The organism is Pantoea wallisii (genome assembly GCF_002095485.1).
GTDB lineage: Bacteria > Pseudomonadota > Gammaproteobacteria > Enterobacterales > Enterobacteriaceae > Pantoea > Pantoea wallisii.
This window is the reverse complement of the sequence record NZ_MLFS01000042.1, coordinates 1-26,499: the sequence shown is the minus strand read 5'-3', so window position 1 is coordinate 26,499 and position 26,499 is coordinate 1. Positions and strand designations below refer to the sequence as shown.

Genomic DNA, 26,499 nt, shown 5'->3' with positions numbered 1-26,499 from the left:
CCATGGCAATGTCTAACTCACTGCGCAACAAGCTGATTGCTGCTGCAGGCGGCGGCTCTATGCTTATTGCTACGGTATTCCTCGGCGGCAAGGATGGTGTGGAAGGGCGCGTGTACGAACCCTATAAAGATGTGGCCGGTGTCTGGACCGTTTGTGACGGGCACACTGGCAAAGATATTGTAAAGGGCAAAACCTACACTGACCGCGAATGCGACCGCCTGATGTGGAATGACCTTCAGCCCGTTAAGAAAGCAGTCGATTCGATGGTGAAGGTGCCACTGGGTGAATACCCGCGCGCCGCACTCTACAGCTTCACCTATAACGTCGGCACATCTGCGTTCTCTAAATCCACTCTGCTGAAGAAACTCAACAGCGGCGACCAGGCTGGCGCATGTGAAGAGCTGCGTCGCTGGGTATATGCCGGTGGCATGAAGTGGAAGGGGCTGATGAATCGCCGCGATATGGAGCGCTCGCTTTGCCTGGCGGAGAGTGCAGATGACCTTAAAGGTTAAGATGCTTATCGCTTTCGTTCTCGCCTGTCTGATTGCGACCGTTTTCGCGGTATCGTTAGCGCTTTACTACCGGGGCAACGCCATTGACTACAAGGCGCAGCGGGATAAAGCGGCAGGTAGCCTCAAGCTGGCGAATGACACTATCACCGATATGCAGGTGCGCCAGCGTGATGTAGCTGCACTCGATGCCAAATACACAAAGGAGCTAGCCAATGCGGATGCTGAAAATGACAGGCTTCGTTCTAAGTTGGCTAATGGTAGCCGGGTGCGGGTCGCAGGTGAATGTAAGGCCGAAACCCCCGTCGCCGGCAGCGTGGGCAATGCAGGAACCGTCGAACTCTCTCCAGGTGCTGGATCGAACGTTCTCGATATCCGAGCCGGAATCATCAGCGACCAAGCCAAAGTGAGATATCTCCAGCAGTACATCAACGAGCAGTGCCTGAAGTGATCAACACAGGGCGCATTCAAGCAGTACGCTCGATGATGAAATGCAATGCCTAAATTAAGTAGGTTGTACGTTACTCCTCAAAAACCTAATCTATGTGTCATCAGAAACATTTATGTAAATTTTGAGATGAAATTTTGTAAGACATGCGTGGATTGCGGCAGGAAAAGAAATTTTTTGTCAGTGCTAATTGATACAGATAAGGATCTTTGCGAAGCGTGTTACCTAGGCCTTAGAGTTCAAGCTTTGGATGCGTTGAATCGCGGCAATCAGTCGATGGAAAATCAACCGTTTAATGGTGATGCAGAGAAGAGGGATTGATCACCCTCTGTAATGCAGCGCTAAAACGCAACCAAGCCGCCTCCTGGCGGTTTTTTTATTCACCCTGACAAACCCCAAGAAGTTTCATACCAGCTAACAGAGCACCATCAGCCTCGCATTCGCGGGGCTTTTTTATGCGCCTCGCACGCGCAACGACCCAGAACCTTTCAGGATGACTCTTGAGGAACCGGCTAGCTGTCGGAGCTCTCTGGGGGCCGAATTCCTGTGCGACAAGGTTCATCACTAAAAGGTAATTCGACATGACTTATCCAACTGTAATCGTAAGTGGCGTATCTGTTCGAGTAGACAGTGAAGGGCGCTACTGCCTGAATGACCTGCATGCTGCAGCTGTTCTGAACGGCGAGGCTACTGAATCGCAAAAGCCTAGCAAGTTCATCCGCAGCGCATCAGTTCAACGTTTCGTTAAAGCATTGGATGCCAGAGGACAAAAACGTCCTTTGGAACATAATCAATCACTTAAAGTGATTCGAGGTGGTGACTCTCAGAGTGTCTGGGGAGTTGAGATGATCGCCGTCCGATATGCCGCATGGATTAAGCCTGAGTTTGAGATTGATGTTTACAACACTTTCATCGAAAGCCGCACCAAGGCACTCGACATCCTCAACCAGTTGAACCGGCTGGACCACCTCATTGGCGGCGAAACCAAAGACATCAGCCAGTGTGCCAGCAAGATGGGTAAGTGGGGGAAAGGTGGTAGAAAGGCGCTGCTGAATGAGGCCCGCAAAAACCTTATTGACCAGCTCGATCCTGACATGGTGGCACTGATGGAAGGCAAGGCAGCATAAGAGATGAGAGAGCCTCTTTCACAACGGCTTTCATTACAGATTGAAACTTCTCACAAGTAATGTATTAAGATACGCCCATGAAATTAAAGGAGGATATATGGGCGAATCGTTAATCAGCTATAAAACCATGGTGGCAACACAATATTCTTCCTATTGGGCATTTGGCTCTATGCTTGCTGCGATAGTAAGCGCCTGTGCAACCTTAATAACTCTCCATTATGCCAGGAAGGCTCTAGATACATGGAAGCAGCAAGAAGCACTCAAGATAAAGATTGATTTTAAGAGTGCGGCCGTAGATCTTCTTTATGCTTTGGATGCTATGCCGGATAACTGGTCTCACATGCACGTCAACCTAGCTCGCGTAGCCATAGACAGAGGAGATATAAACTCGTCTGACAAAAAGCGAGAGGTGCAGATTTTCTACTTAAAGCAAGATATGGTCGAGTCGAACAGGATGGCCGAACGCCGATGGATGATGTGTAAGCCGCTATTAAAAGACTCTGAAATGCCTGAGTTATGGAAAAAGTTTCAGCATGACTTTTGGCTTTACTCGGTAAAGGGCGGCAACAAAGCTGAAATACTGCCCCTGTTGAAAAAAGTGGTCGATGAGATGGTTATCTTCTGAGAGTCATTAAAGAAAAATCAAAGGAGTGCCATGATGATGAATCTCTCCGACAAGGGATAACAGTTAGCCACGCTGTTAAGTGAAGCTGCGCGAACCAAGTCTGAGTGTTAAAGTATCGACTCAAATCATAGGGGGGCATATGGATAACTCGCACGGTTTAGTTAAAGGGTACGTGGATAAAATCAGGCAGACCGCAGTTAAGGCTCAGATGGGGGAGTCATTAGAGTCTTTAAAGCCAAAGTTTCAGGCTGTGATTAATGAAGCCCATCAGCACTTCGCCGTATGGATCAACGGTACACCGGAAGAGAACTGGCAGCATTTTATTGGACAGATAAACTTTACATCTTCACTAGGTGGAGATGAACGATTCAGCCAGGCGTTGACAATCGCCAGAGACATGGCCAAAGAGCTGCCGCCGCCCCAACGGAAAAAATAAAAGACATCGCCGCCTCCGGGCGGTTTTTTATTGGAGTAAATATGCCAGACACCTACCGCATCACAGTAACCACCAAATCCGGTGAGACGCATGAAGGCCTGATGAACCGGTCACAGCCAGAAGTGGTTAACGGTTTCATTGGCATTGCCCGCGGAGATGGTGGCTGGGTATACCTGGCTCCTGATGACGTACTCAAGATGGAGTATGTGCCGGAGCAGACTGAACAAACCGATAAGGAATAAAATATGGCAGCACCAGATTGGGAGGCCATCGAATCGGCTTACCGCGCTGGTTCGTTGTCAGTAAGAGCGATTGGTGAAAAGCATGGCGTTAACCATGCCACCATCCTCAAGAGAGCAAACAAAGAGGGATGGCAGCGAGACCTGACAGAGCAAGTCAGAACTGCCACCAAAGCCAAGGTAACCAAATCGGTAACCACGAGCGGTAACCGGTCACCAGTGGTTACTGATGCGCAGATAGTTGACCAGGCATCCGATGAAGCTGCCGCTGTCGTCATGGCTCACCGTGAAGGCTTGGCCGCATGGCGTGGCATCACCAACAAGCTGCGTGACTTCCTCGAAGATGCAGAAATCACTGAAGACAATCATGCGTCAATGTCCCGTTCGATTACTGCCGGCGTCGATGCACAAATCAAAGTGATCAACGCAGAGCGTAAGGCCTATAACCTCGATAGCGAGGAAGGCAATAAAACCGTTGATGACCTGTCTAACCTGATGGATTCATTGTCTCAGGGGGCTTAATGAAACCTGAGCATTTCAGGCTGCTGGCTGACAAGCTCTGGCGGCTAAATCACCTCTACTGGATTACCGACAAGGAAGGCAAGCCAGTACGCTTCAAGATGACGCCGGAGCAGCTTGAATACTTCGAGGCATGCATACCCGCAACATCATCCTGAAAGCTCGCCAGTTAGGATTCACCACCGAGGTGTGCATTATCCAGCTTGACGCGGCTTTGTTCGAAGCTGCCAAGTGCGCCCTGATTGCTCATACCCTGAATGACGCCAAGCGCCTGTTTCGTGAAAAGGTGAAGTACGCCTATGACCGACTACCGGCAGAGATAAGGGCGGCTAACCCGGCGAGCAACGACTCAGCTGGCGAACTGGTATTCAAAAAGGGCGGATCACTCTACGTCAGCACGTCATTCCGTGGCGGGACACTGCGTTTCCTGCACGTTTCAGAGTTCGGCAAGATATGCGCCAAGTTTCCCGACAAAGCGCGTGAGATTGTAACTGGTGCGTTTGAGGCGGTCTCAAGCGACTGCTTCACGACGATTGAGAGCACTGCTGAAGGTCGAGCTAGTTACTTTTTCGACTACTGCCAGACCGCCGAGAAGGCGATGCTGCAGGGTAAACAGCTATCTAACCTCGACTGGAAGTTTTTCTTCTTCTCCTGGTGGAAGAATCCGCTTTATTCAATCGACCCTGTGGAGCCATTACCACAGCGCCTGAACGATTACTTTGACGATATCGAGTCGAAGCAGGGCATCAGCCTGACTGAGCGCCAGAAGGCGTGGTATTACGCCAAAGAGAAGACGCTCGGCGACGACATGAAGCGCGAGTACCCATCGATACCGGCGGAAGCGTTTGAACAGTCAGTTGAGGGCGCCTATTACGCTAAGCAGTTCCGCTGGCTCTATACCAATAAGCGCGTTGGTGAGTTACCGGACAACTCGCATCAGCTGGTTCACACGTTCTGGGATATCGGTGTAGGCGACTCCACCGCGATATGGTTCGTGCGTGAAGTCGGTGATGAATTTCATGTCATCGACTACTACGAAAACAGCGGCGAAGGCCTGCGGCATTACATGAAGGTGCTGAAAGACCGTGGCTACCAATATGGCGATCACTGGGCGCCGCACGATATCGACAACCGTGAGTTTGCTGGCGACGGTAAGAGCCGTAAGCAGATAGCTGCTGAAGGCTTCGAAATCGACGGGCAGGTTTACTCAATCCGCTTCAAGGTCGCGCCAAAACTTGGCGTTGATACCGGCATCGACTCAGTGCGTGAAATCCTCCTAAGTGCGCCTTCGACTCAGCTAAATGTGAGCAGGGCATCTCTCACCTTGAGGGGTACCGCAAAGAGTGGGATGACAAGCGCGGCTGCTGGAAAGATAAGCCACTGCACGACTTCACATCGCATGGTGCTGATGCGTTCCGTTACTTCGCAGTGGCGAAAACGAACCACAAACAGACCGGTGCAATCTTCTTCTAAGGAGCTCATCAGTGAGTGAACAAAGCAACGAGGTCACATTCCTCGTTAATGCCCTTGCTGATGCTATGGGCCGTCAGCGGATGCTGTACGGTGGTCATCAGGGCAACACCAAGCGAACGAAGCTCTATGAAGAGTTTGGATATCCCAACGATCTGGATTTTGACCGCTACTACCGCGCCTATGAGCGTAACCCGGTGGCTTATGCCGCCGTGCACAAACTGCTGGATTCGTGCTGGGTTGATAAGCCGACAATCATCGATGGCGATGAAAATAAGGAATCGACTACCACGACGCCTTGGGAAGCTGCGGCGACCAAGCTGCTGGCGCGACACTGGCCGAAAATTAAAGATGCTGACCGCCGTAATCTGGTGGGCAAATACTCCGCGCTGCTGATTCAGTTCCGTGACGGTCGCGAGTGGAAAGAGCCCGTAGACAGCGCAGTGATTAAGCGGCTGGGTGACCGGGCAGTTGTTAAGCTCATCCCGGTGTGGGAATCGCAGATTAAGCCTGGCAACTTCGACACTGACACTATGTCGGATACGTACGGACAGCCGGTGAATTACCAGTTCAACGAACAGCCAGTTGGCGACGATGGCACATACGGGCCAGTTCGCAGCGTCACAGTGCATCCGGACCGCGTCATCATCCTGTGTGAAGGCTCTGAGGATGAGAACATGCTTTCAGGCGTACCTTATCTCCGGGCCGGCTACAACAAGCTTCTCGACCTTGAGAAGATTTCCGGCGGCAGCGCTGAAGGGTTCCTGAAGAACGCCAGCCGGCAGCTTGGTATTGCCTTTGATGCACAGACAGACATGGTGACTATTGCCGCTCAAGCGAAAGAGGCTGGATACGCCAATATCGGCGAGGCAATGAACGACAAGATAGCGCGCATGAATCGCGGTACCGATGCGGCGCTTGTCATGCAGGCTGGCACGCCCTCAGTGCTTTCTGTCGCAGCTGCTGACCCGTCGCCATCGTGGACGGTCACTGCCAACGAGTTCTCCTCATCAATTCAATGCCCGTTCACCATTCTGTTCGGTCAGCAGACCGGCCGCCTGGCGTCTGATGAGGACAAGGCGGACTGGGCTAAGCGCTGCAATGGTCGCCGCTGGGGATTCATGACGGCAGTGGTTAAAGCGATTCTGGAGCGATTCTGGAAGCTTGGTGTCATTGATGCGCCTCAGTCTGGTGAAGTCACACTGGCATGGTCTGATCTACTCGCACCGAGTGAGAAAGAGAAGATTGCCAATATGCAGGCGCTGGCAGACGTAGCGCAGAAAACGCAGCAGGCATACGGCACTCCGGCCATTGAGCCTAACGAGATTCGCGCTGCAGGTGAGCTTGAGCCGATTGCTGAAAACGAGTTGCCGCCAGATGTACCACCGGGAGACCCGTTAAGTGATGACGCAGAAGTTAATCCGGACACCGGTAATTCCCCGCAATAAAGCAGACCCGACGCAATCAGCTCGCCCGGTTAATCGGATGTTCCGCGACATCGACGACCGCTACTACCGCATCAAGGTGTCGCTTAAGCAGTTATTTGATGAGCGACTGACCGGCCGTGAGCGAGCCAGCAACCAGCAATCTCACGCTGTGCACGGCAATGTCATCTATCAGGTGAACGCAGGTGCTTACATCTACGACATGACAGCCACACAACTGGCAGACCTGTTGCAGCGTATGCAGATCATCCTTGATGACGCACTGCTGGAGGGTGGAAGCAACAACCTGTGGGCGCTGAGCTACGTCTCTGACGAGTATGAGCGTGGCACACATCAGGCTTTCACAAACCTGTCCGTGCAATCGCCGATATACGAGCAGCAGACCACTCTGGCGCAACTACTCAGCAGCCCGGCATATCAGAATCAGGTGGCGGACGCTTACGTCTCAACGTACAGCGACTGGCTGCTTGAATCAGACCGCGCTCGTGGCGACCTGGCTAACGTGATTTCTGATGCGATCGGTCGGGGAATTAACCCACGCGAAACCGCTCGGATTGTCAGCCAGAGGCTGGATGTGTCTATGGCCCGGGCTAAAAACATGGCGCAGACAGAGCAGGTCGGTGCACTGCGTAAAGCCCAGTGGCAGGAAACAGACTGGGCACGGGAGCGATTGGGTCTGAACACTGCAGTTCTCTGGCTCTCTGCGCTCAAATCCACCACACGCTCATGGCATGCAGCGAGGCACGGTCGAACATACACCACGGAAGAAGTTGAAGCCTTCTATGCCACTAATGGCAACCGCTACAACTGCTACTGCAGTCAGATACCGGTCATCCTGGATGATGACGGCAAAGTCGTTAACACAGGACTTGTCGAAAGGCTAAGTAAAGAGCGTCAGGAGTGGCAGCAGGCCGCTTAACCATTACCAAACGAGGACACAGCATGTCACGCATCTGCGTAAATGTGCTGTCGGTCATCAACTCCGCTTCAAACATCACCTCAGAAACTATTGATGGCGTTGAGCACATCGTCGTGAAGGACGTCTGTCCGGTTATCGACGATATCGTGCTCAATGGCGGACTGTACCCGGCAGACGAGATTACGAAAGGCTTTAAGAGCCTTGAAGGGAAGCCCATGCCTTACGGGCACCCGAAAATCGAAGGGCAGTACGTTAGCGCCAGCAACGTGCGTGCGGTCAACGAATATCACATCGGAGCTTTCGCTCGGAACGTCCGAAAGGATTCAGACCGAGTCCTGATGGACATGTGCATTAACCGCCGCTTTGCCGAAGCAACAGATAAAGGTAAAGAGGTTGTTAACCGCCTGGACGACATGAAAGCTGGCAAGGATGTAGAGCCAATCGGAGTTTCAACCGGGCTCGGGCTGAACAAGGCTGCGGGCTCAGGAACATCCAAAGGGAAAAAATACAGCTGGATTGCGACCAATCAGGACTATGACCACTGCGCCATTCTGTTGCATGAAACCCCGGCGGGTACGCCACAGGAAGGGGTGGGAATCTTCGTTAATGCCCAAGGCGACCAGCTTGAGATTCAGACTGCGAACCTGGCAGACGGATCCAACTGCACCAAAGAGGGCATCGTTAATAAAACGAAGTTCTTCTTCACCAACGCATCCAGTTTCTCATTCGACGATATAAGCCGTGCTATCGGCGACAAGCTGCGCGAAGGCCGAACAGATGATAACTGGCTTTGGCCTGAATCCATCTGGCCTGACACGTTCATCTACCGAGATGACAGCCAGTATTTCAAACAGAAGTACCTGATCAACGATGACGGCACCGCTGAGTTCGTCGGAGATCGCCAAGAAGTCGTGCGCAAACCCACTGAGTACGAAATTAAAACCAACGGAGAAACAGATCCGATGAAACACCTAATCGTAAATGCGCTGAAAGCAGCTGGTAAGCCGACCGAAGGCAAAACCGATGAAGAGCTGATGGACGCATACAACCAGATGGCAGCTGATGACGCTAAAGCGAAAGCCGAAGCCGATGAAAAGGCCAAGAAAGAGAAAGAAGAGGCTGATAAGAAAGCCAAAGAAACTGCGACCAACAGTGAAGAAGCGCCGGCATGGTTTAAGCCTTTTGCCGACAAGCTGACCACCATTGAAAACGGTCTGGCGGTAAATTCCGACAAAGAAAAAGGCGAAAAGCGCACTGCAGTTAAAGCGAAGTTTGGCCTGGACGATTTGGCGGTTAACGCTCTGGACGGCGCAGCACTGGATGGCCTGTATGCACAGTGCCAGTCATCTGTTGGCCTGAACGGCGGTATTCGTCATCAGGTGAACACTCAATCCCTCAGCGAAATGCCGGAGTAAAAAATGGCTAAAGATGGAAAGCATGTAATTCACGCTGGCGGCGTGTTCCCTAATCCGCTGCTTAACCGTGAAGGCGCAGCTGCAGCTGCCACTGCCCCGGGCACTATTGGTTTCTTCGATGCTGCCAAGTTCACCGCATCAGTGGCTGGCGCTGAGTCGGCAATTCTGTATGTGGCAAACATGGATTATCTGCGCTGCATGGGCGTGGATGACGCCATTGCTGCTGGTGAAAACGTTGTTGCCATTCAGCCGCTTCCGGGACTGTTCCTGAATGTCCGCGCTGCGGCCGGCACATACAAAAAAGGCCAACCGGTTGCCGTGGCTAATGGCCGCATCACTGCAGTTGCCGCTGACGCCGCTGTATTCGCTTATGTCGAAGAAGATAAACCAGTCACTGCGGTGGCGGGCGATCTGATTCGTGTTGTGTTCAAGTAAGGAGCACCTGAATGTTTGTATTTTCCCGTTCCATTGGCGAGCGCACCGGAAACCTTGCAGTTAACCAGGCGCAATTCGCTGAGCTGCAGATGGCGCGTAACGAAGGTGCTCAGGCCGCTGCCGATTTCCTCGGTCGCGTTCGTGGCATCCGTGAAGATGCCGGCCGACTGGATGCTGTCAACGCCGTTGATGACATTCGTCGCCTGTATCGCGCATTTGATACCACCGTGCTGGCGCAGTTTGAGCCAACCACTCAGTTCACCCTGCTGAATGACCTGATGCCACTGGCTCGATCTGTGCGCATCGAGCAATCTCGTTACGATTACGCTCGCACCGGTGGTCGTGGCTGGGCTCACACATCCATGAGCGGCCAGATTGGCGCAGCGCTGGATGCGAAGTCCTACACCTTCGACGGCACCATGGTTCCTATCCATGACTCCGGCTTCAAGTTCACCTGGCGTGACCCGATCTTCAACAGCCCGTCAGCGCTTCAGTCGCAGGCTGATGCACAGCGTGGCTCAGTGGAAGATGTGCAGCGTCAGTACGTTGACTACATGTTCAACGGCTTCCGCGATTCAGAGGGCAATTACGTTAAGTTTGACGGCCTGACCTGGAAGGGTTTGAAAGAAGATGAGCGCGTGGCTCAGGTAACGCTGACCTTCAACTTCGCCACAAGCACCGACCCGGCAGCCCTGCGTACCAATGCTATCTCGCTGCGCGATGTGGTTCGAGTTACTAACAGCCAGTACGCGCCACAGACCTGGTATGTGTCGGCTGAAATCATGTCGAACCTTGAGCGCTACTTCGACGTGAACGCGACCCGTACCGTGCTGGAGGAGCTCCTGAAACTGTCAGGCATCGCTGCGATTAAAGAAGATGCTCAGCTGTCCGGTAACGAAATCCTGATTGTTCCGCTGACTGCAGGCGTTATCGCGCCGGTTGTCGGTCAGGCTATCGGCACCGTTGCAGATCCGCGCCAGTTCTATAACAGCGATTACATCTGGCGCACATGGGGTGCGATGGGCCTGATGGTTAAGCAGGACATCAACAACAAATACTCCGTCATCCACGCCTCTTAAGGAGCAGCTAATGGCACTCGTAAAGATTCTGGCTTCAAACCTCTTTGCCGGTGCCAACTTCCAGAAACTGGAGGTTGGTAAGGTTTATGACGCAGACAGTGCGATCGCTGAAAAGTGGGTTGAGCAGGGCAAGGCTGAGACATCCAAAGAGAAGGGCGGCGAAAAGCTGTCATTCGAAGTGGCTACGCCATCCGCGCCGGTCAGCACCGATACTTCGGCGCTGCAGTCAAAACTGGATGACGCGCTGGAGCAGCTGAAAGTCGCTCAGGATGCAGCAGAAGCAAAAGAAAAAGAGCACGCCGATGCACTGGAAGCCGCTAATAAGCGCGCTGACGACGCCGAAGCAGCGCTGGCCGCAGCAACGAAAAAGGATAAGTAACCATGGCAGCCCATATCACGCTGGATGACGTAAAGCCGCTGATGGCTGAGCTGGGCTTCACGGTTCCTGATGCTGTCCTGCAGTTGCTCATCGATCAGGTTAACGTCACGTCTGCCTGTATGGACGGGGCGGGCTACTCCGAAAGCCTGCAGAAGCTGATGCTTATCTATGCAGCCGCGCGACTGGCCGCCCTGTCCGGTGCCAGAAAGATTGCTTCTCAGCATGCTCCGTCTGGCGCTTCACGCTCATTCACCTACGACAGCGCCGGCACTGATTATCTGTATCGTCAATTGCTGGCATGGGATAAGAACGGCTGCCTCGGCGGCCTGCCTATCTCTGGCGTCTCTGTTGGCTTCTTTGAAGTGGTAGGGGGTTGCTGATGAACTGGCAAACTCCGTCATCACCACCTAAGCCGTTCGAGCGCGTTTGGTTGAAAACATCAACAGGGAAGCAGACAACCGGCTACGTGAACAGTAGCGGTGAATGGGTGTTTAACTGCAAGCGTATAGCTGCTGAGAAGCCTGCTGTAATCGGCTGGAGGGCGTAACCATGTCAGAGCTATCTCGCTGGTCTTGCACCGGTAAAGCGACGTTCTGGAAGCGACTGGAAGGCCAGAATGAGTATGGTGACCCTCTGGGGTTTGCTGCACCAGTCGTTATTGATTGCGGCTATGAAGGTGGCCTGAGTAAGCGCTTGGCAGTATCGGTAATGAGCGCGTAGTTAAAAATACGTTCTGGACCGAGTTCGCCGGCGCTGACACTGGCGATTACATCGCGATCGGAGTGTTCACCGATTTAGACCCGCTTGTCGCAGGTGCTGATGAGGTGCTGCAGGCTGTGCGTTATGAGGACACTTTCGACCGGCTTGTCGATGACTGGGCGATTATTACGGGAGTTTAGCCATGGGCGTTAAGGTAAAAGGCATCCAGCAGGCCAAGCGCAATCTCGATGCACTGATTGGCGACATTCAGGGGCGCAAGGCGGTGCGGGCGTTGCAGATCGCGCTGATTATTGGCTCATCTCAGGCAGCGCTTTACACGCCTATCGACACGTCCACGTTGCTCAACAGTCAGTATCGCGAATTATCAGTGAGCGGGGCAAGACTTACAGGCAGAGTGGGTTACACGGCATCTTATGCAGCATATGTGCATGACCCGAACATCCCGCAGAACTTCCGGCGCGCTACAGCTCAGAAGGAGTTCCTGAATAAGGGCTTCGAGGATTCGCGTGATGCTATTTCCGCGGCGATCAAAAAGGAGATGGCACTTTGAATCCCCCAATGCATACGCGGGTGCGTGACTTATTCGTTGATGCCGGCCTTACAGCAGGGTTTCTCACTCAGCTTCTGGTGTGGAATGACACTGGAAAGTTGACTGATAAGTTCATTGTGTTCCGTCCTAATGGCGGCTCCGCAGTGCGGAATGACCTTGGCTCTGAATATTACGTCATGGTTGATGTCATTGGCGCTAAAGGTGGCAACGGCGCGGTGGATGTAGCAGTACAGTCCATTATCGATACCGTTCAGCAAAACCCCATGCCTAATGACTGCATTGGCCACATAGAAAACGTCGGCGGCATACCTGCTCCAGTTCTTACAGCAGAAGGAAGGCTGGTTTACCGGCTGCTTTTCGCTTGCCTCTATGGAGAGTAAGCAACACACACTCAAACAAGGTCGCCTGGTGCGGCCTTTTTTATTATCTGAAATGAGGTAAGCAATTATGCAAGGTTGCCCAACCGAGAACGGCAAGCTGTTTGGCCGTAACGTTGTGCTGGAAGTGGCGTTAGGCTGCCCCGATACGGTGCCTGCGGAAGCGGACTGGAAATCTCTGGCTGCCGGCACGTCAAAGACGCTGGACTTCTCGCCAAACACGACCAACTCAGACGCTGATGATACTGGCGGCTGGGTAGAGAACATCACTACTAACGCAGACGGCACCATCAGCTTTGAAGGTGAGGTGCGTAAACGCGATCGTCTGGACCAGTTTGGCTTCGGTAATTTCGTAAACTACTTCACTACTGAAATTGGCGCCGGCCGTCAGCCATCCATCTGGGTGCGCGTTGAAGTGGGCCCGATTGAGTTTCAGGGCTACATGGTTATCACCGCGCTCAGCACAGATGGTGGCACTAACGATATCGTCACATTCAGCACTGAGTTCAAAGTGTACGACGGCACCACCGTTAAAGTGACCAAGGTTGAAGATGAGGATACGGTAGCCGTAACCGGCGTCACCGTTTCGCCACAGACCACGTCTGTAGTGGTGGGCGCCACTCGGCAACTGACCGCAACAGTCTCCCCGACTGATGCGACAGACAAAACCGGCGTGTGGACCTCTTCAGATCCGACTAAGTTCACTATCAACAGCAGCGGCCTGATTACTGGTGTAGCGGCTGGTACCGGCACTGCAACGTTTACCACTAATGACGGTGCTAAAACGGCGCAAACAGGAGTGACTGTAACTGCCTCATAAGCATTACAAAGGGCGGTTCCGACTGCCCTTGATAATGATTCTGGAGGAAACATGGCCCCGGCAAAAGAAATAGGCGAATGCCTGATTACAGTGGGTGACGAGGATTATTTCTTTCGCCCGTCATTTGCAAACATGATGCGCATTGGCGAGCCACAGGAGATTGTGCAGGCATTTTACGACCTGCATAACGATGAGGTAACGCCGCTCTTACAACGAGCCATAGATGCGTACGGAGCTATCCCTGCGTGGTTGGCTGAACACATAGCCAATTCAAGCTATGGACGCCGCGCGCATCAGGCAGCAATGACGATTTTCACTGCGTGCTGTGAACGTGATGTAACCCCTCTGATTGGCGAGTATGTACCAGGCAGAACCGGCCGGAGAGCAATACTGATGAGACCGGGAGCAATGGACGCTTTTTCAATGATGGCAATTGCGCAATCTCTGATTACGCACGGCATCATAGGCAAGGCGAAAGTTCGTCAGCTGCAGCGTCATGAAACAGGCCAGTCGGTGCAGGAATTTAAGGCGTTCGACTATATCAACGCGGCCAGGAATCACTTCAGCATGAGCCGCGCCGAAGCCGAGCAGCTTACTATGACTGAATTTCAGCAGTTACTCGCTTCCAAATACCCGGACCAGAAAGGTTTCACCCGAGAAGAGTATGACCAGGTGGCAGATGACTATCTTGCTAAAAAGGCGAAGAGACTGGCAAAAGCAGGGTAGTTTTTGCGATTAGTTGCACGAGTCAGATGCTAGGATTGCTCACATCTTTAATTTGGGGCTAGGGATATGAAGAAAGTTTTAATGTCAATTGCGTTAGCAATGTCTGCTTTGGTTATGGCCGGGTGTGCACCTAAACCTCCATCACAAGTCGAAATTACCACAGCTAATTATGGAAGTTTGCCTGCCGATTATAAGCAGCAGATCACAAATTATATGGCATCCTCTCTCAAGGACCCAGAATCTGCACGCTACACTTTTGAGCCTACCTTCAAGGGTTATTCACAGGACGGTTCCATGACAGCCAGTGGTGGTAAAGTCACTTATGGTTATGTTGCGCCGGTGCTGGTCAATGCCAAAAACAGCTACGGTGGATACACTGGAAACCACCAGTATGTTTTCATATTTTCGAATGGCATGATGTATGAAACCACGCTGAATTACTTATATGGGCGTGTAAAGCAAGTACCGTAATGGTATCTACAAAATGAACCTCGCTCCGGCGGGGTTTTTTATTGCCCGGAGAAAGGTAATGGCAGAGAAGGTTGGAGAAATTTACTATGAGGTGGGGGCTGATGTAGCGCAGCTAATCTCAAGTGCTAAGTCAGTCGAGTCAGCACTCTCAGGCATGGCTGGAGACGCAAAAGCTACCGGGAAGGCTATCGACAGCCTTGGCAGAGAGGCAAAATCAACCTCTTCTAATCTCGATCAGATCACTTCTCATGCCAAATCTATGGACAGCTCAATGCAGACACTCAACACGTCTGTAACGGCTGTGGCAGCTGCAATTGCTCAATCGAACACGAATAGCACCGCTGCCAGCATGACGCTGACGCAAATGAATGCGGCAATGCAGACTCTAATTTCTTCTGTTAACTCTATGGCAACAGCCATTCAGTCTGCCGGCAACAGCACAAAGGGAGCTTCAAATGAGTTTTCTCGTGCTGAAACAATTATTGAAGGTCTTGGCAATCAAATCGCCATTCTTGATGAGGCCCAAGAGAACGGAGCTCGCAGCGCTGCTGTCCTGGCGGCTCAGTTGAGAGCCGGGTCATCAGCTACCGAGGAAGAAAAAAAGAAAATCGGTGATTTGACCGGACAACTGTTTGATATGAGGAACAGCACCGATCAGGGCGCTAAAAGCAGTGGTGCATGGCGTTCTCAAATGCAGCAGGCTGGTTATCAGGTACAGGACTTTATTGTTCAGGTGCAGGGCGGACAATCTGCCTTGGTGGCCTTCAGTCAGCAGGGGTCGCAATTAGCTGGTGCTTTCGGACCCAGCGGCGCAATTGTCGGAGCCGTTATTGCGCTTAGTACGGTTCTGGCCGGAACGCTTATCGCGGCGCTTAATGGTGGTAAAAATGCTATGGATGCGCTGAAAGATGCAGCTGCATCCATGGATAAGGTTATAACCGTCTCACAGACGGGTGTAGCTGCTTTATCTAATCAGTATGCAAACTTAGCCAGGACAAACTCTCAGCTCGCTACAGTCATGCGCACTCAGGTGCTGCTTGAATATAACCAGGCAATGGCAAAAGTGGGCAAGAGTATTGGCGATACATCATCGCAATTCTTCTCATTTGGCGATGTGGCGAAAGCTGCGCTTTCTGGAGGCTCAGCCAGTGTCAAGTTACTCACAACCACTCTTGATGCAGCTGGGATAAAGACTGACAACTTCAAAGAAGCATTCGATCAGCTAAGCAAGAGCAGCGTCAACAACCAGGCGACCATGTCGACCTTCATAAACACTGTTGGCGCGCTATCTTCGAAGTTAGGTATTAGCGATCAGGAGGCATTTAAGTTAGCCAAGCAGTTGGCTGACCTCAGTAAAAACCCATCACCGCAGGCGCTGCAGGATCTTGCCGTCAAGCTGCAAAGCATGACGTCTTCTACAAAAGAGGGTCAGCAGGCCATCATTGAGCTGCTTGGACCGATAGTCTCGCTGTCCCGTGAAGCGGCAAACGCAGCCTTTAACGTGGATTTGCTTAAGAAGAACACAGATAACCTAACAGACGGGCAGAAAAACCTGATTAGACAATCAGAGCGGAACCTTGCCCTGTCAAAACTGCAGGGCGAGGCGCGCGCGAGACTGCAGGAACAGTATGCCGCAGAGGATGCCGGTTTTGCTAAGGACGACCCGCATGTCAAAAAAATGCAGGACGACGCAGCTGCTACCTACAGGAACACGGAAGCACAGAAAAAGCTTAAATCTGAGCAACAGAAAGGGGCGACTCAGGCCGAAAGCATTGCACAGAAGCTGGCAAACCTGAAACAGCAAGCAGAGCTGGCAGCAGATTCAACGACCGAAATGAGCCGCGCTCAGGCCGTTCTTCAGGCGCAAATGTCGCTGGGCAAGGGGGCGACTCAGGAACAGATTGGGCTGGCTGGTAAGTATCGAGGAGAAATCTGGGACACTGCCAATGCACTCAAAGCACAAGCAGCCGCTGAAAAGCTACTTCCTGAGGCTCGCGAGAACGCCAGTTATAAACAGGATGTCCAGGATCTCAACACCGCACTGTCCGCAAAAAAAATAAGCCAGCAGCAATATAATTCGACCATGGAGCGGCTTGAGGAAGAGCACCAGGTTAATCTCGCCAAGATACGCGCAAATCAGGTGGTAAGCCCTCAGCAGGAAGCCTTGGGCACCATTGACCCCGTCCAGGCGCTGGCGAACGAAAACGCGCAAAAGCTTGCTCTCATCCAGCAGTTCGAAACGCAAAAGGGTCAGATAACTCAACGCGGTTTGGATTTGATGAACGCCTCTAACACTCAGTATGAGCAGCAGCGCATCGCGGCTCAATGGCAGATTCTAAGCCAGCAGAGTTTGAGCTATGACATGCTTACAAGCGCTGTAGATGCTTTTGCTGGCAATGCTTCTAACGCTCTGACGGGTTTACTTACTGGTACCATGAGCGTTGACGATGCCCTGCGCTCATTGGGTAACACTATTCTCAACAGTGTAATTAACTCTATCGTACAGATGGGGGTTGAATACGCCAAAAACCTCATCATCCAACAAACCTTAGGTACCGCTGCCGTAGCAGCAACTTCTGCTCAGGCTCTGGCTGCAGCTGCGGCATGGGCTACTCCTGCAGCTCTCGCTGCCACTGCTACTAGCGGCGGGGCTGCCGTTGCAGGCAACGCAGCCCTGGCTACTACTGTAGGTAGCGCTCAGGCAATGGCTCTGGCGGGCGCGCGCAAAAACGGCGGCCCGGTGTCGGCTGGCTCTATGTATCAGGTAGGTGAAAGCGGCCTGCCTGAGATATACCAGGCCAGCACCGGCAAGCAGTACATGATACCGGGCGATAACGGCAAGGTGATCAGCAATAAGGACATGCAGTCAGGTGGTGGTGGCGTGGTCATCAACATACAAAATTACACATCAGCTTCAGTTGATGCTCAGGCGGGTAATGATGGCAACGGCGGGCTGACTGTCGATGTCATTGTGGCCGATCTTAACAACGGCGGGCCAATAAGCAGTGGCATCACCAGCAACTTCAATGTTAAACGCACGCCAAGGGGGCAAAGTTAATGCCGATTATTGACTATCCCGACTGGCTGCCGCTGGCGCAAAAGGCCGGTAAAAATATGACGCTTGATACCGGGTTTTTGTCTGACCAGCCAGCCGTCGGCCCGGCTATTTTCCAGCAAATGACGGATGACCTGAAAGTGACATGGTCTCTCACATGGATATTCACGCTGGCGCAGGAGCGGGCCTTCCAACAGTGGCTGCGCAGCCCTAACTACCTTAATCGCGGACTGAACTGGTTTCGCATGAGGGTGGACATAGGGGGAGCTGGTCCTCAGTTGCAGGAGCTCCATTTCACTCAAATGCCGGTACAGACCAGCATAGACGGCGGCATTGTTACCTGGACGGGTACCGTCATCGCGAACAGGCTGAATAATGCCGATGATGATTTTGATGACATCATTGTCGAATTGCCGCCACCATGGGATTCATGGCTGGATATTGTTGTGACCGGCTATCCGGACAATCGCGATCCGGAATCACTGCCGAGGGTTCCCTGATGCCTTCATTTCGTGAATACCGGCAGCAGCGACCAACACGAGCACTGTACGATACGATTACGTTTACACATCCGTCGTTCGGCTACATTCGTCTGGTTGACAAACAGTTTTACGATAAGACGTTAGCTGGCATGGTGTACCGGCCAGCACGCTTCGAAATTGAAGAAAGTCAGCAAAGCGGCACGCCCGTTATTGATGCAACAGTGAAGTTGGGTCGCATCTCCTCTGGCGTTAAAACCGAGATGAAGAAATGGCGTGGTGCGACCCGGCTAACGCCGATCACCGCAATGCGTCAGATATTCGACAGTGCTGATACCGCAGCTCCCATCAAATCCTGGACGCTGTATGTCAAAACGGTAGATATAGACGCCGAATATGCCTCAGTAACGCTTTCCCTGACCAATCCCCTAAACAACAATGTAGGCCAACTCTATGACCCACGCGAATACACAGGCCTGCAGTACCTCTGAATTTATCGCTCGTATGATAGGCGTTCCATGGGCAAATCGGGCTTGCACGCCAGAATCCGTAGATTGCTGGGGGCTGGTGGTGCTGTATTACCGGCAGGTGCTCGGCATAGAGCTTCATCAGACGCCAGACTACGAATCAGGCGCGGAATTCTATACCTGCTATCAGGGCGACGTGATTTTCTGGCAGCGGGTACCGAACCCTTCAGAAGGTGGCATATTTGTTGGTTACACAGGAGGGCAACCGGCGCACGTCGGACTTATCCTTAACAGGAAGGCCCTGCATTCGCGCGGCGAAAACGGCAGCGTCAGGCAGGATTCAATTATGTTAATTCAGCGGGCATTCACTAAAGTGGAGTACTTTACTTATGGCGCTGATTGAGCTGCAGCGATTTCCGGGAACGCCGAAAGAGCGTTACAGGGTGCCTAATGGCACCTTTTTTTACGCTTGGCTGAAAGAGAATGACAGCGCACTCCACAGTGACCTGTTTATCGTACGCAATGGGGTTAAGCTGGGAGATGATGACGACCTTGATTTCCCCCTGACAGAGTTTGACCACGTTCAGATATTCGATCAGCCAAAAGGCGTTGTCGGCGATATCCTGAGCCCGATCTTCAAGGTAGTAGGTCAGGTATTTTCGTTTCTGATGCCCAAGCCGGCTATAGCCAATACAGGCGGCAATTCTGTCGATTCCCCCAACAACTCACTTACCGGACAAACTAACACAGCCCGTGTTTATAAAGCGAAGCCTGATATTTACGGCCAGGTGCGTTCGTTTCCTGACCTGATTCAGGAATCTATTTTCGAATACATACACCAGGCAGCAAATGATGGAGGCCTGAAGTATGTCACTGAATGGATGTGCGTCGGTATAGGCAGCTACGAATATGAATCGGTGAGATATTCAGAATCCAGCTTGGGCTCACTTGCCGGCGCTCAGTATCAGTTTTATCAGCCTGGCGAGTTAATTCCCGAGATATACGAAGGGTATGGTTTCGATGACGTTGATGGTCAGGAAGTGCCGGGCGCAAACGAATCAGGCGATTTCCCGGTGGAGTCAGCGACAGCGACGCGGGTGGTAAGCGGTCAATATAGTGGCGGTCAGATGGCGATCAAAATCATCAAGCAGTCAGATTTTGATTATTTCATGGAGCTGGTTAAGCCGCATGACGTGACATTCACTGTCAACGTCACTTATTCGACCCCGTCAGGTTCTGTAACTAAAGACGTGACATTTTCCGGTAGCCTTATATCTTCAGTTGAGACTAATGACGGCGCAGTCACTAACCCAGTTCGCTGGTATACCTTCACCTTCTCCAGGCTGTCAGGTCCGCCAGATGTGCCGGCAACAGCGACCATTAACACTACCAAGTTTATTCTGAATGATAATCAGGCGTTGGTTGTCGGGCCGTTCTTCTCGCCGGTTCCTTCCAGCCAGCTTTGGGTGCACACTCAATCACAGCTCGGTCCAACGTCAGGAACCACTGAAGTCGATGTGACGATCTGGAAAATTGATGATAACTACAATCAGTTGCCTGGCACGCAGCAGACATTTCATTTCAGCGTCAGAAATGACTACAACGAGACCAGTGAGGTGTTTTACAACACTTACAAGTTGACGCCATCAGCGGGGAATGGTCGCTATGCGGTGTCTTTCCGCCGCACCAATAACTCCAGTGATGCGAACCTGCTTAAGGTTGAAGAAATCCATTCAGTAAACGTCAGGACCAATGTAGTGCATCCTACCGATACGCTGGTGCGGGTAAGAGTGCGCGCTACCGAGAATGCGACAGGGAGCCGCGAGCGCAAATACAATGCGATCGTGACCCGCAAAACCATCAGCTACAACCTGAATGCCCGAGCGGTGGATTACACGTTGCGTGCATCACGGTCCTTTGCAGACGCTGTAGCGCATGAGTGGCTGGTTATTGGTGAGCAGCCAGTCAGCAGCATCGACCTGTATGGCCTCTACGCCATATCTGAGGCTTTGCCTGATGAGCGGCTTGGGTACTTTGATTACACCTTTGATGATGAGAACGATTCTCTTGGCGACCGCATTCAGGCTATCTGCAACGCTGCATCGGTCATCGCTTATTGGGACGATGGCGTGCTGACCTTTACACGCGATCAGAAGGTCGATTACCCAGCAGCCGTATTCAACCGGGCCAACATGAAAACGGATGAATACAAGATCACCTATGAGGCAACTCTGCCAGGCGGTTATGACGGTGTGCAGGTCTCCTACGTTCATCCAACCACCAATAACAAGACATACATCAACTATCGGGTCATTGATGGGGCTATCGTCAAACAGGAAGCGCAAAATCCAAACAAGCTGGAAGTGGTGGGGCTGCGTAATGAATATCAGGCTGATGAGCGTGCGCTTCGTGAAACCCGCAGGCTTCTTTACTCACGACTGAAGATGAACGCCAAGGTGTTTGAGGATGGCATCATTCAGGTAGGAAGTGTCATTCAGATGCCTGACATCTACGACAGCAATCAGCAGCAGGGATATATCACCGGCCGTAGCGGCAACGTCTTTGATACTAGCGAACCCGTGGCATTCTCCGGTGATATGTACGTGCTCGTTACGGACAGTCTGGGAAATCCTACGCGACGCTATGCAGCTACACCACGTAGCGATACGCGCTATGGCTTTGTGGCAGAAATACCGGTCATTCAGCTCAACATCTGGAACGGGGATACAGTCCAACTGCCATCTCGTTATGTCATCGCGACTGTAGAAGAACTGGATGCTCAACTGTGGACAGTAAATAGCATCAAACCTAATGCTGACAGTACGGTGTCTCTGACTGTTGCCGAGTACAGCGATCTGATTTACCTCTAAAAAACCTTTATCCAACCCCAGGCCAGCCTTAGCGCTGGCTTTTTTCATGGAAAAAATATGGCTACGCAACCAACACAGAATCCAGTACCAAGCGAATCACCGCGCGACCTCAAGTTTAACGCCGGGAAGATCGACGAGTTTGTTACCTCACTTGCGATGCAATATATCGACAGATTCGGGCAGGCTCATTACACGATTGAAGGTATTAATGCGCTGGCATTGCAGGCAATTAATCAGCTGGGATGGATTCCTTCTGGAACTTTCCAGAATGGCGCTACGATTACCAATCCAAATCAAACGCTAAAAGACAATTTAAGCGGCGAGTACTATCGATGGGATGGGGCGCTTCCTAAAGAGGTTCCCATTGGTTCTACGCCATCATCAAGCGGTGGCGTTGCGGTTGGAGCCTGGGTTAGCGTAGGGGACGGAGCGCTGCGAACCATGCTTGCATCAAGTTCAGGCGCTACAGGCATAGGCACCAATCACCGCGGCAATCTCGCCTTGGACCTGAACGCCTTAGATCGGCGACCGGATGGTTACGCAGGCGGCATCACCGATGTACTTGCTAATGGAAAAGACGTTGATATTGCATCTGACACAACAATAACCGCACCGCTGCTTCCTGCTGCCCGGCAGCACATTAAAGGCAACGGTGGTGTGTTAAAACAAAATACGAGCACCGCAGCCGGCATGCGTATTGAAAGTTCAGATGCAAACAATACCGTAAACTCAGTGACTGTTTCTAACCTTCGCTCAACAGGCTCTACTTTAAGCTCTGAACCGGGCAATGAAGGGTATGCAGTTTTTTTAAGAAACACTAAGTACACAAAAATACTTGGTGTTCACGCGGACAAATATACAGGTGCCGTTGCAGCTGGAACAAGTAAGAGTATTATAATTCGCGATGTCGTGGCACATGATACTACCTTCCACCCTCTCAACCCCTCCACCCGTGATGGCCGGGGTGGTTATGGCGTTATCACTGACAACATCACAGATTCTTTGATTGACGGCGTAATACTTGACGCAAAAGGTTTGGATAACGGAAGGCACATTCTTTACCTCTCGACGGGTGGTTATTCAAACACAACAGGGAACTCTAACTTTATTGCGAGAGGTTTAATTGGTCGATACGCGGACAAGGATGACAGAAACTTTTGGGGAGTTAACGTCCGTAAAAGTGAGATATTCATTCTGGATGGGATTTGCATAAGTGGAGCCAATGGCGGCCTTGCCTTTAATGTTGAAAATGGAAATATCGCCGACTTCATAGCAACCAATATCATGCTTGATATCATCAAGTATCAGGATGGCCTAGGAGTCTATGGAGTTTCCACGCCTAAAGGAACAACATATCTTGGCGCGAGATTCTTAATATCAAACTTCAATATTAGAATTCGACCTAAAACCAGCTCACTTACCGGCGCGGATTGTGTCGCTATCAGCGTAGATTATCAGAATGGTATGGTGACCAATGGCTTAACAAACGTTCCTGCGGCAGGCCTGCCAATTATTGTTAATGATGGCGCCAGCAATACGACCATAAGTAATATTCATGATAATATTCTCCCGGGTTACACTGGCAGTACAGCGGCAATGATAACCTTTGGTGGTAGTGCAGTTAGTAACATCACTGTTAAGAATATAACTACCACTCGACCTATGTTTGCCAGATTAGCTGTGGTGACAGATCTTACCGTTGATTTCCAGAGGAAAGCCCGCGTGGCCACCAATGGATCTGGCGGAACTACACTGGTAGATGCAAACTCTATAATAGCCTCGGTAACACTGTCATCTGTTGCAGTCACTATTAACTTCCCTACGCATGTAACTCAGAACGCCATAGAGAACGTTGCTGCCGCAGGAACAGCGGGTGCTTACCATGCTCTTGTGACAAACATCGGAGCCAAGACTATCACTGTCACCCTCTATACACCATCCGGAACACTAATCAATCCACAGACAACCTCTGCTGCCTTTAATGTCATCCTTTCATCATAAAAAAGGCCCGCCCGGGCCTTTCTCACCTAATTAATCTTGACTTCAGGATTTGTAATTTACTATACATATGCTTCCTATCCTCGATGAAGTGATAGCAAAATATGCTTAAAGCAAGATTCACAATCAACATCCCAATCCACATGACCCAACTCGGGACCCCATAAAATAGAGGCTTGTTCCTCACAAGGAACATAATCATAGGTATTTGCATTAAATAAAAACTGTAGCTTATTTTGCCGAAGTATATGAATGGAATGCTGAATAGGTTTTCTTTTATTTTTGCTGTGGCTAGGTAAATAACAAGGTAGCCTACAGATAACAGGGTCACATAATTGTTGTTAGCCCATCCGAGATTTTTTTCTGGCGAAATAAAAACCAGACACAATATAGACAGTGCAAGCAACATAACCCTCAACAATGGAGCTCTAAACCCATTAACATACATGCATCCTAATGCGACACCCATAGTGAACTCTGGGAATCTATGGATAGGGCTGGAGTATATGGTTGGGAATGTTGGGTTTCCCGCAATAACCATTGTTATCGGCATAATAAGTGACGCAAAGACATAAGAAGAAACCAGCCATGTAACTGGGTTTTTCTTTATGTATGGGAAAATCATAGGGAACATGAAATAGAAAAACATCTCTACAGATACAGACCATGAACCCACAAAGTTCCATTCAGAAAAAGCTTTAGGAATTATGGATTGCGTTGATGTGAAAAATAATACCAGAAGGCTAAGTATTTTATCTAAGCTCATACCATTCAAAAATGGCAGCGTTAACAACCCCATGAACATATAAGCTGGATATATCCTTGCTATCCTTGCTTTAAAGTAGTCGCTCCTTATCCCTTTTTTTGATGCCAGCGCCAGCACAAAGCCAGACAATACGAAAAAGAAAGACATTCCTATTGCACCATTATGCACAAAAGACGCAAGCCATTGCGGCATTTCAAGCTTATATCTCAGGCTGCAATGAAATATAAAAACATAAAATGCAGCTACGAACCTAAATATAGTCAGCCCGTGAAGTTGTTCTTTTTCGTTCATTTCACACATTCGCCTTATTGTCAATAGGGCTAAATCTTATCACATGTAAGGAAGATGACAAGAAACAGTAAATTATTTTGATGATTTCTTAAGCTCCAGCAGCCGCATTGCGAGTGGGGCAAGGGGGTATTAGATGGCGCCCGCAAGGGTGGCGTGGGCGGACGGATTAGTTGGAGAGGTGGTGTTATACGTTAGCAAGTATAGGATAATGCGAGTTATTTCTTTTCTTTGCTAAAAAACTTTCTCGCAAGCGATGAAGCTAATCGCCAGTCCATTTGCATCCAAATAAATATCATTAGGCACTCAATTATAATCATTGATGCCTGCCCCTTAGAGTAACCTGAAATTAGAGCCGTGGCACTGACTAGCGCGGCGAATCGTACGCATTATGTTATTGATTTATCTAACATTCAAATAATCCAAATGCTTTTATTTATTGCATATTATCATTGGTGAGTGTTTGGATGCGAGAAAAAAGCCCCGGCGACGGGGCAGACATGTACCGCGCCATTCTTAGCTGGCTGCGGGGTGGTGGGGTGGGCTGTCTTATTTCCCATCGATGTAGTCAGCCCACCACTGCATCATTTCCCGGCGCTTATCGAGGTACTGAGCATGGTTATAGATGCCACGGATGTTGTTACGGTCAACGTGCGCCAGCTGTCGCTCGATAGCATCATGCGGCCAGCCATGCTCATTGAGCACCGTACTGAACTGGTGGCGGAATCCGTGGCCGCTCGCCAGCCCTTCATAGCCTATCTGGCGGATAACAAGCAGAACAGCCGCGTCGCTGATCGACTTTGATTTATCGTTGCGCCCGGGGAAAACGAAGGATGACATTGAAGTGATAGGCTTCAGGAACATCAGAAGCTCTTTCACCTGGCGGGACATCGGCACGACGTGAATTTTGCGATTCTTCATTACATCAGCCGCAATGGTGATCATGTCGTTTTCAAAATCGATGTCTGCCCATTGCATGCTGCGCATTTCCTTTGTACGCATGGCGGTGTACTGCAGAACCTGAGTGGCCACACGGGAAATAACACTGCCTGAGTACGTGGCCAGCGCCGCGTTGAACGCCGGTATCTGCTCGGCCGGCAGAAAAGGATAGTTCTGCTTTCTGTATCCCTTCATTGCATCAGCCAGGTCGGGCGCCGGGTTATATTTAGCTCGGCCGGTTACCACGGCATACCTGAATACCTCACCGCAGCGTCGGCGGGCCTTGTTGGCTCGCTCCATGGCTCCACGCTCTTCGAACCTTCGCAGCACCTTGAGCAACGTCATCGGCTCAATCTCATCCATCTGCAGCTTTCCCAGATAGGGGAGGATGTCAGCCTCAAACATGCGCTTAAGCTCTGTCGCATAGTTTTCCGACCAGACCTGACGCTTGTGTTTGTACCATTCCTCAAAAATTGTGGCGAACGAGTCCGTTTCCTTCTCTTTGTGCTTCTTCTTTATTGCCGGATTTACTCCGATCGCCAGATCGCGCTTTAGCTCAAACGCCATGTTGCGGGCATCAGCCGGGCCAATCTCCGGATACTTGCCGATGGTGTGCACCTTCTCTTTTCCGTCGAACTGATAGCGGACCTGCCATACCTTTTTCCCGGATGCAGGAACATAAAGGAAGAGCCCGTTACCGTCAGCAACGCGATAAGGCTTTTCTTTGGGTTTAGCAGCGTCAATCTGCTTGATGGTGAGCATTGGGTAAAATCCGGATGGGTAAAATTGATTTACCCAGAATTTACCCAGGCAATTAACTGGCTGTCAACGAACTATGGCGAACGACAGCGAACGCATGATTAAGCGGATGCCTGAATATAAGGGAGTTTTGCGAACGGGTAAGGAGGGTGGCGAACTGCTATATGGC

General features: G+C 51.1%; 27 protein-coding genes and 2 pseudogenes. 27 read left to right on the top strand and 2 right to left on the bottom strand.

The genetic code is table 11. The features are described 5' to 3' along the window. Window positions 1-2 precede the first annotated feature (2 nt). The 27 genes and pseudogenes from HA48_RS14825 (at window position 3) to HA48_RS22065 (ending at window position 23,581) form a co-directional block, all read left to right on the top strand. Window positions 3-512: a lysozyme gene (locus HA48_RS14825; RefSeq protein ID WP_128602010.1), complete on the top strand. Its 510-nt coding sequence runs from the start codon at window positions 3-5 to the stop codon at window positions 510-512. Next, window positions 496-960 (top strand): lysis protein, encoded by a 465-nt coding sequence (locus HA48_RS14820; RefSeq protein ID WP_128602009.1) that lies wholly within the window; start codon window positions 496-498, stop codon window positions 958-960. The genes HA48_RS14825 and HA48_RS14820 overlap by 17 nt, the downstream gene beginning before the upstream one ends. Window positions 961-1,538: 578 nt before the next feature. Continuing rightward, the gene (locus HA48_RS14815) at window positions 1,539-2,084 is read left to right on the top strand and encodes a KilA-N domain-containing protein (RefSeq protein WP_128602008.1); all 546 of its coding nucleotides are present in this window, start codon (window positions 1,539-1,541) and stop codon (window positions 2,082-2,084) included. A 97-nt stretch (window positions 2,085-2,181) separates the two neighbouring features. Beyond that, window positions 2,182-2,709 (top strand): hypothetical protein, encoded by a 528-nt coding sequence (locus HA48_RS14810; RefSeq protein WP_128602007.1) that lies wholly within the window; start codon window positions 2,182-2,184, stop codon window positions 2,707-2,709. 139 nt (window positions 2,710-2,848) lie between these two features. Beyond that, window positions 2,849-3,145, top strand: a complete 297-nt coding sequence (locus HA48_RS14805; RefSeq protein WP_128602006.1) for a hypothetical protein — start codon at window positions 2,849-2,851, stop codon at window positions 3,143-3,145. A 41-nt stretch (window positions 3,146-3,186) separates the two neighbouring features. Next, window positions 3,187-3,387, top strand: coding sequence for a hypothetical protein (locus HA48_RS14800; protein WP_128602005.1), 201 nt, complete (start codon window positions 3,187-3,189; stop codon window positions 3,385-3,387). A gap of 3 nt (window positions 3,388-3,390) precedes the next feature. After that, window positions 3,391-3,906 (top strand): hypothetical protein, encoded by a 516-nt coding sequence (locus tag HA48_RS14795; RefSeq protein WP_128602004.1) that lies wholly within the window; start codon window positions 3,391-3,393, stop codon window positions 3,904-3,906. Beyond that, window positions 3,906-5,376: pseudogene (locus HA48_RS22575) on the top strand (terminase). Before HA48_RS14795 ends, HA48_RS22575 begins: the two are co-directional and overlap by 1 nt. A gap of 11 nt (window positions 5,377-5,387) precedes the next feature. Further along, window positions 5,388-6,821 (top strand): DUF1073 domain-containing protein, encoded by a 1,434-nt coding sequence (locus tag HA48_RS14785; protein ID WP_128602003.1) that lies wholly within the window; start codon window positions 5,388-5,390, stop codon window positions 6,819-6,821. 37 nt (window positions 6,822-6,858) lie between these two features. Further along, on the top strand, window positions 6,859-7,737 hold the full coding sequence (locus HA48_RS14780) for a phage minor head protein (protein ID WP_128602044.1): 879 nt from the start codon (window positions 6,859-6,861) through the stop codon (window positions 7,735-7,737). A gap of 23 nt (window positions 7,738-7,760) precedes the next feature. Further along, complete coding sequence (locus tag HA48_RS14775; RefSeq protein ID WP_128602002.1) at window positions 7,761-9,152, top strand: DUF2213 domain-containing protein; 1,392 nt, start codon at window positions 7,761-7,763, stop codon at window positions 9,150-9,152. Window positions 9,153-9,155: 3 nt separating this feature from the next. After that, on the top strand, window positions 9,156-9,587 hold the full coding sequence (locus HA48_RS14770; protein ID WP_128602001.1) for a hypothetical protein: 432 nt from the start codon (window positions 9,156-9,158) through the stop codon (window positions 9,585-9,587). An 11-nt stretch (window positions 9,588-9,598) separates the two neighbouring features. Then, window positions 9,599-10,666 (top strand): major capsid protein, encoded by a 1,068-nt coding sequence (locus HA48_RS14765; RefSeq protein WP_128602000.1) that lies wholly within the window; start codon window positions 9,599-9,601, stop codon window positions 10,664-10,666. A 10-nt stretch (window positions 10,667-10,676) separates the two neighbouring features. After that, window positions 10,677-11,045, top strand: a complete 369-nt coding sequence (locus HA48_RS14760) for a hypothetical protein (protein WP_128601999.1) — start codon at window positions 10,677-10,679, stop codon at window positions 11,043-11,045. A gap of 2 nt (window positions 11,046-11,047) precedes the next feature. Next, window positions 11,048-11,425: a DUF7370 family protein gene (locus HA48_RS14755; RefSeq protein ID WP_128601998.1), complete on the top strand. Its 378-nt coding sequence runs from the start codon at window positions 11,048-11,050 to the stop codon at window positions 11,423-11,425. Between the two features lie 169 nt (window positions 11,426-11,594). Further along, window positions 11,595-11,944: pseudogene (locus HA48_RS22570) on the top strand (hypothetical protein). Between the two features lie 2 nt (window positions 11,945-11,946). Then, window positions 11,947-12,315 (top strand): HK97 gp10 family phage protein, encoded by a 369-nt coding sequence (locus tag HA48_RS14740; RefSeq protein WP_128601996.1) that lies wholly within the window; start codon window positions 11,947-11,949, stop codon window positions 12,313-12,315. After that, on the top strand, window positions 12,312-12,695 hold the full coding sequence (locus tag HA48_RS14735) for a phage tail termination protein (protein WP_128601995.1): 384 nt from the start codon (window positions 12,312-12,314) through the stop codon (window positions 12,693-12,695). Before HA48_RS14740 ends, HA48_RS14735 begins: the two co-directional genes overlap by 4 nt. A 67-nt stretch (window positions 12,696-12,762) precedes the next feature. After that, window positions 12,763-13,512 carry a phage tail tube protein gene (locus HA48_RS14730; protein WP_128601994.1) on the top strand — a complete coding sequence of 250 codons (750 nt, stop codon included), beginning with the start codon at window positions 12,763-12,765 and terminating at the stop codon, window positions 13,510-13,512. A gap of 51 nt (window positions 13,513-13,563) precedes the next feature. Next, complete coding sequence (locus HA48_RS14725; RefSeq protein ID WP_128601993.1) at window positions 13,564-14,238, top strand: DUF6246 family protein; 675 nt, start codon at window positions 13,564-13,566, stop codon at window positions 14,236-14,238. A 66-nt stretch (window positions 14,239-14,304) separates the two neighbouring features. Continuing rightward, on the top strand, window positions 14,305-14,709 hold the full coding sequence (locus HA48_RS14720; RefSeq protein WP_128601992.1) for a hypothetical protein: 405 nt from the start codon (window positions 14,305-14,307) through the stop codon (window positions 14,707-14,709). Between the two features lie 58 nt (window positions 14,710-14,767). Beyond that, window positions 14,768-17,767 carry a phage tail length tape measure family protein gene (locus HA48_RS14715; protein WP_128601991.1) on the top strand — a complete coding sequence of 1,000 codons (3,000 nt, stop codon included), beginning with the start codon at window positions 14,768-14,770 and terminating at the stop codon, window positions 17,765-17,767. Next, the gene (locus HA48_RS14710; RefSeq protein ID WP_128601990.1) at window positions 17,767-18,264 is read left to right on the top strand and encodes a hypothetical protein; all 498 of its coding nucleotides are present in this window, start codon (window positions 17,767-17,769) and stop codon (window positions 18,262-18,264) included. Before HA48_RS14715 ends, HA48_RS14710 begins: the two co-directional genes overlap by 1 nt. Beyond that, on the top strand, window positions 18,264-18,734 hold the full coding sequence (locus tag HA48_RS14705; protein WP_128601989.1) for a hypothetical protein: 471 nt from the start codon (window positions 18,264-18,266) through the stop codon (window positions 18,732-18,734). Before HA48_RS14710 ends, HA48_RS14705 begins: the two co-directional genes overlap by 1 nt. Before the next feature lie 13 nt (window positions 18,735-18,747). Continuing rightward, window positions 18,748-19,113, top strand: a complete 366-nt coding sequence (locus tag HA48_RS14700; RefSeq protein WP_128602043.1) for an NlpC/P60 family protein — start codon at window positions 18,748-18,750, stop codon at window positions 19,111-19,113. Further along, window positions 19,100-21,580: a host specificity factor TipJ family phage tail protein gene (locus HA48_RS14695; RefSeq protein ID WP_128601988.1), complete on the top strand. Its 2,481-nt coding sequence runs from the start codon at window positions 19,100-19,102 to the stop codon at window positions 21,578-21,580. Before HA48_RS14700 ends, HA48_RS14695 begins: the two co-directional genes overlap by 14 nt. Window positions 21,581-21,637: 57 nt before the next feature. Next, the gene (locus tag HA48_RS22065; protein WP_158086969.1) at window positions 21,638-23,581 is read left to right on the top strand and encodes a tail fiber/spike domain-containing protein; all 1,944 of its coding nucleotides are present in this window, start codon (window positions 21,638-21,640) and stop codon (window positions 23,579-23,581) included. A 22-nt stretch (window positions 23,582-23,603) separates the two neighbouring features. Here the strand turns inward: HA48_RS22065 and HA48_RS14685 are convergent, their stop codons facing one another. Beyond that, window positions 23,604-24,635, bottom strand: coding sequence for an acyltransferase family protein (locus HA48_RS14685; protein ID WP_128601987.1), 1,032 nt, complete (start codon window positions 24,633-24,635; stop codon window positions 23,604-23,606). A 546-nt stretch (window positions 24,636-25,181) separates the two neighbouring features. Further along, the gene (locus HA48_RS14680) at window positions 25,182-26,333 is read right to left on the bottom strand and encodes a tyrosine-type recombinase/integrase (protein WP_128601986.1); all 1,152 of its coding nucleotides are present in this window, start codon (window positions 26,331-26,333) and stop codon (window positions 25,182-25,184) included. Window positions 26,334-26,499: the final 166 nt, after the last annotated feature.

What these genes read in the sequence shown, in the direction of transcription:
- HA48_RS14705 (WP_128601989.1), top strand. Translation starts at nt 18,264, where the DNA reads ATGCCTTCATTTCGTGAATACCGGCAGCAGCGACCAACACGAGCACTG.
- HA48_RS14770 (WP_128602001.1), top strand. Translation starts at nt 9,156, where the DNA reads ATGGCTAAAGATGGAAAGCATGTAATTCACGCTGGCGGCGTGTTCCCT.
- HA48_RS22065 (WP_158086969.1), top strand. Translation starts at nt 21,638, where the DNA reads ATGGCTACGCAACCAACACAGAATCCAGTACCAAGCGAATCACCGCGC.
- HA48_RS14740 (WP_128601996.1), top strand. Translation starts at nt 11,947, where the DNA reads ATGGGCGTTAAGGTAAAAGGCATCCAGCAGGCCAAGCGCAATCTCGAT.
- HA48_RS14765 (WP_128602000.1), top strand. Translation starts at nt 9,599, where the DNA reads ATGTTTGTATTTTCCCGTTCCATTGGCGAGCGCACCGGAAACCTTGCA.
- HA48_RS14710 (WP_128601990.1), top strand. Translation starts at nt 17,767, where the DNA reads ATGCCGATTATTGACTATCCCGACTGGCTGCCGCTGGCGCAAAAGGCC.
- HA48_RS14795 (WP_128602004.1), top strand. Translation starts at nt 3,391, where the DNA reads ATGGCAGCACCAGATTGGGAGGCCATCGAATCGGCTTACCGCGCTGGT.
- HA48_RS14730 (WP_128601994.1), top strand. Translation starts at nt 12,763, where the DNA reads ATGCAAGGTTGCCCAACCGAGAACGGCAAGCTGTTTGGCCGTAACGTT.
- HA48_RS14715 (WP_128601991.1), top strand. Translation starts at nt 14,768, where the DNA reads ATGGCAGAGAAGGTTGGAGAAATTTACTATGAGGTGGGGGCTGATGTA.
- HA48_RS14800 (WP_128602005.1), top strand. Translation starts at nt 3,187, where the DNA reads ATGCCAGACACCTACCGCATCACAGTAACCACCAAATCCGGTGAGACG.
- HA48_RS14805 (WP_128602006.1), top strand. Translation starts at nt 2,849, where the DNA reads ATGGATAACTCGCACGGTTTAGTTAAAGGGTACGTGGATAAAATCAGG.
- HA48_RS14815 (WP_128602008.1), top strand. Translation starts at nt 1,539, where the DNA reads ATGACTTATCCAACTGTAATCGTAAGTGGCGTATCTGTTCGAGTAGAC.
- HA48_RS14700 (WP_128602043.1), top strand. Translation starts at nt 18,748, where the DNA reads ATGATAGGCGTTCCATGGGCAAATCGGGCTTGCACGCCAGAATCCGTA.
- HA48_RS14725 (WP_128601993.1), top strand. Translation starts at nt 13,564, where the DNA reads ATGGCCCCGGCAAAAGAAATAGGCGAATGCCTGATTACAGTGGGTGAC.
- HA48_RS14685 (WP_128601987.1), bottom strand. Translation starts at nt 24,635, where the DNA reads ATGAACGAAAAAGAACAACTTCACGGGCTGACTATATTTAGGTTCGTA.
- HA48_RS14810 (WP_128602007.1), top strand. Translation starts at nt 2,182, where the DNA reads ATGGGCGAATCGTTAATCAGCTATAAAACCATGGTGGCAACACAATAT.
- HA48_RS14695 (WP_128601988.1), top strand. Translation starts at nt 19,100, where the DNA reads ATGGCGCTGATTGAGCTGCAGCGATTTCCGGGAACGCCGAAAGAGCGT.
- HA48_RS14680 (WP_128601986.1), bottom strand. Translation starts at nt 26,333, where the DNA reads ATGCTCACCATCAAGCAGATTGACGCTGCTAAACCCAAAGAAAAGCCT.
- HA48_RS14720 (WP_128601992.1), top strand. Translation starts at nt 14,305, where the DNA reads ATGAAGAAAGTTTTAATGTCAATTGCGTTAGCAATGTCTGCTTTGGTT.
- HA48_RS14825 (WP_128602010.1), top strand. Translation starts at nt 3, where the DNA reads ATGGCAATGTCTAACTCACTGCGCAACAAGCTGATTGCTGCTGCAGGC.
- HA48_RS14760 (WP_128601999.1), top strand. Translation starts at nt 10,677, where the DNA reads ATGGCACTCGTAAAGATTCTGGCTTCAAACCTCTTTGCCGGTGCCAAC.
- HA48_RS14780 (WP_128602044.1), top strand. Translation starts at nt 6,859, where the DNA reads ATGTTCCGCGACATCGACGACCGCTACTACCGCATCAAGGTGTCGCTT.
- HA48_RS14755 (WP_128601998.1), top strand. Translation starts at nt 11,048, where the DNA reads ATGGCAGCCCATATCACGCTGGATGACGTAAAGCCGCTGATGGCTGAG.
- HA48_RS14820 (WP_128602009.1), top strand. Translation starts at nt 496, where the DNA reads ATGACCTTAAAGGTTAAGATGCTTATCGCTTTCGTTCTCGCCTGTCTG.
- HA48_RS14775 (WP_128602002.1), top strand. Translation starts at nt 7,761, where the DNA reads ATGTCACGCATCTGCGTAAATGTGCTGTCGGTCATCAACTCCGCTTCA.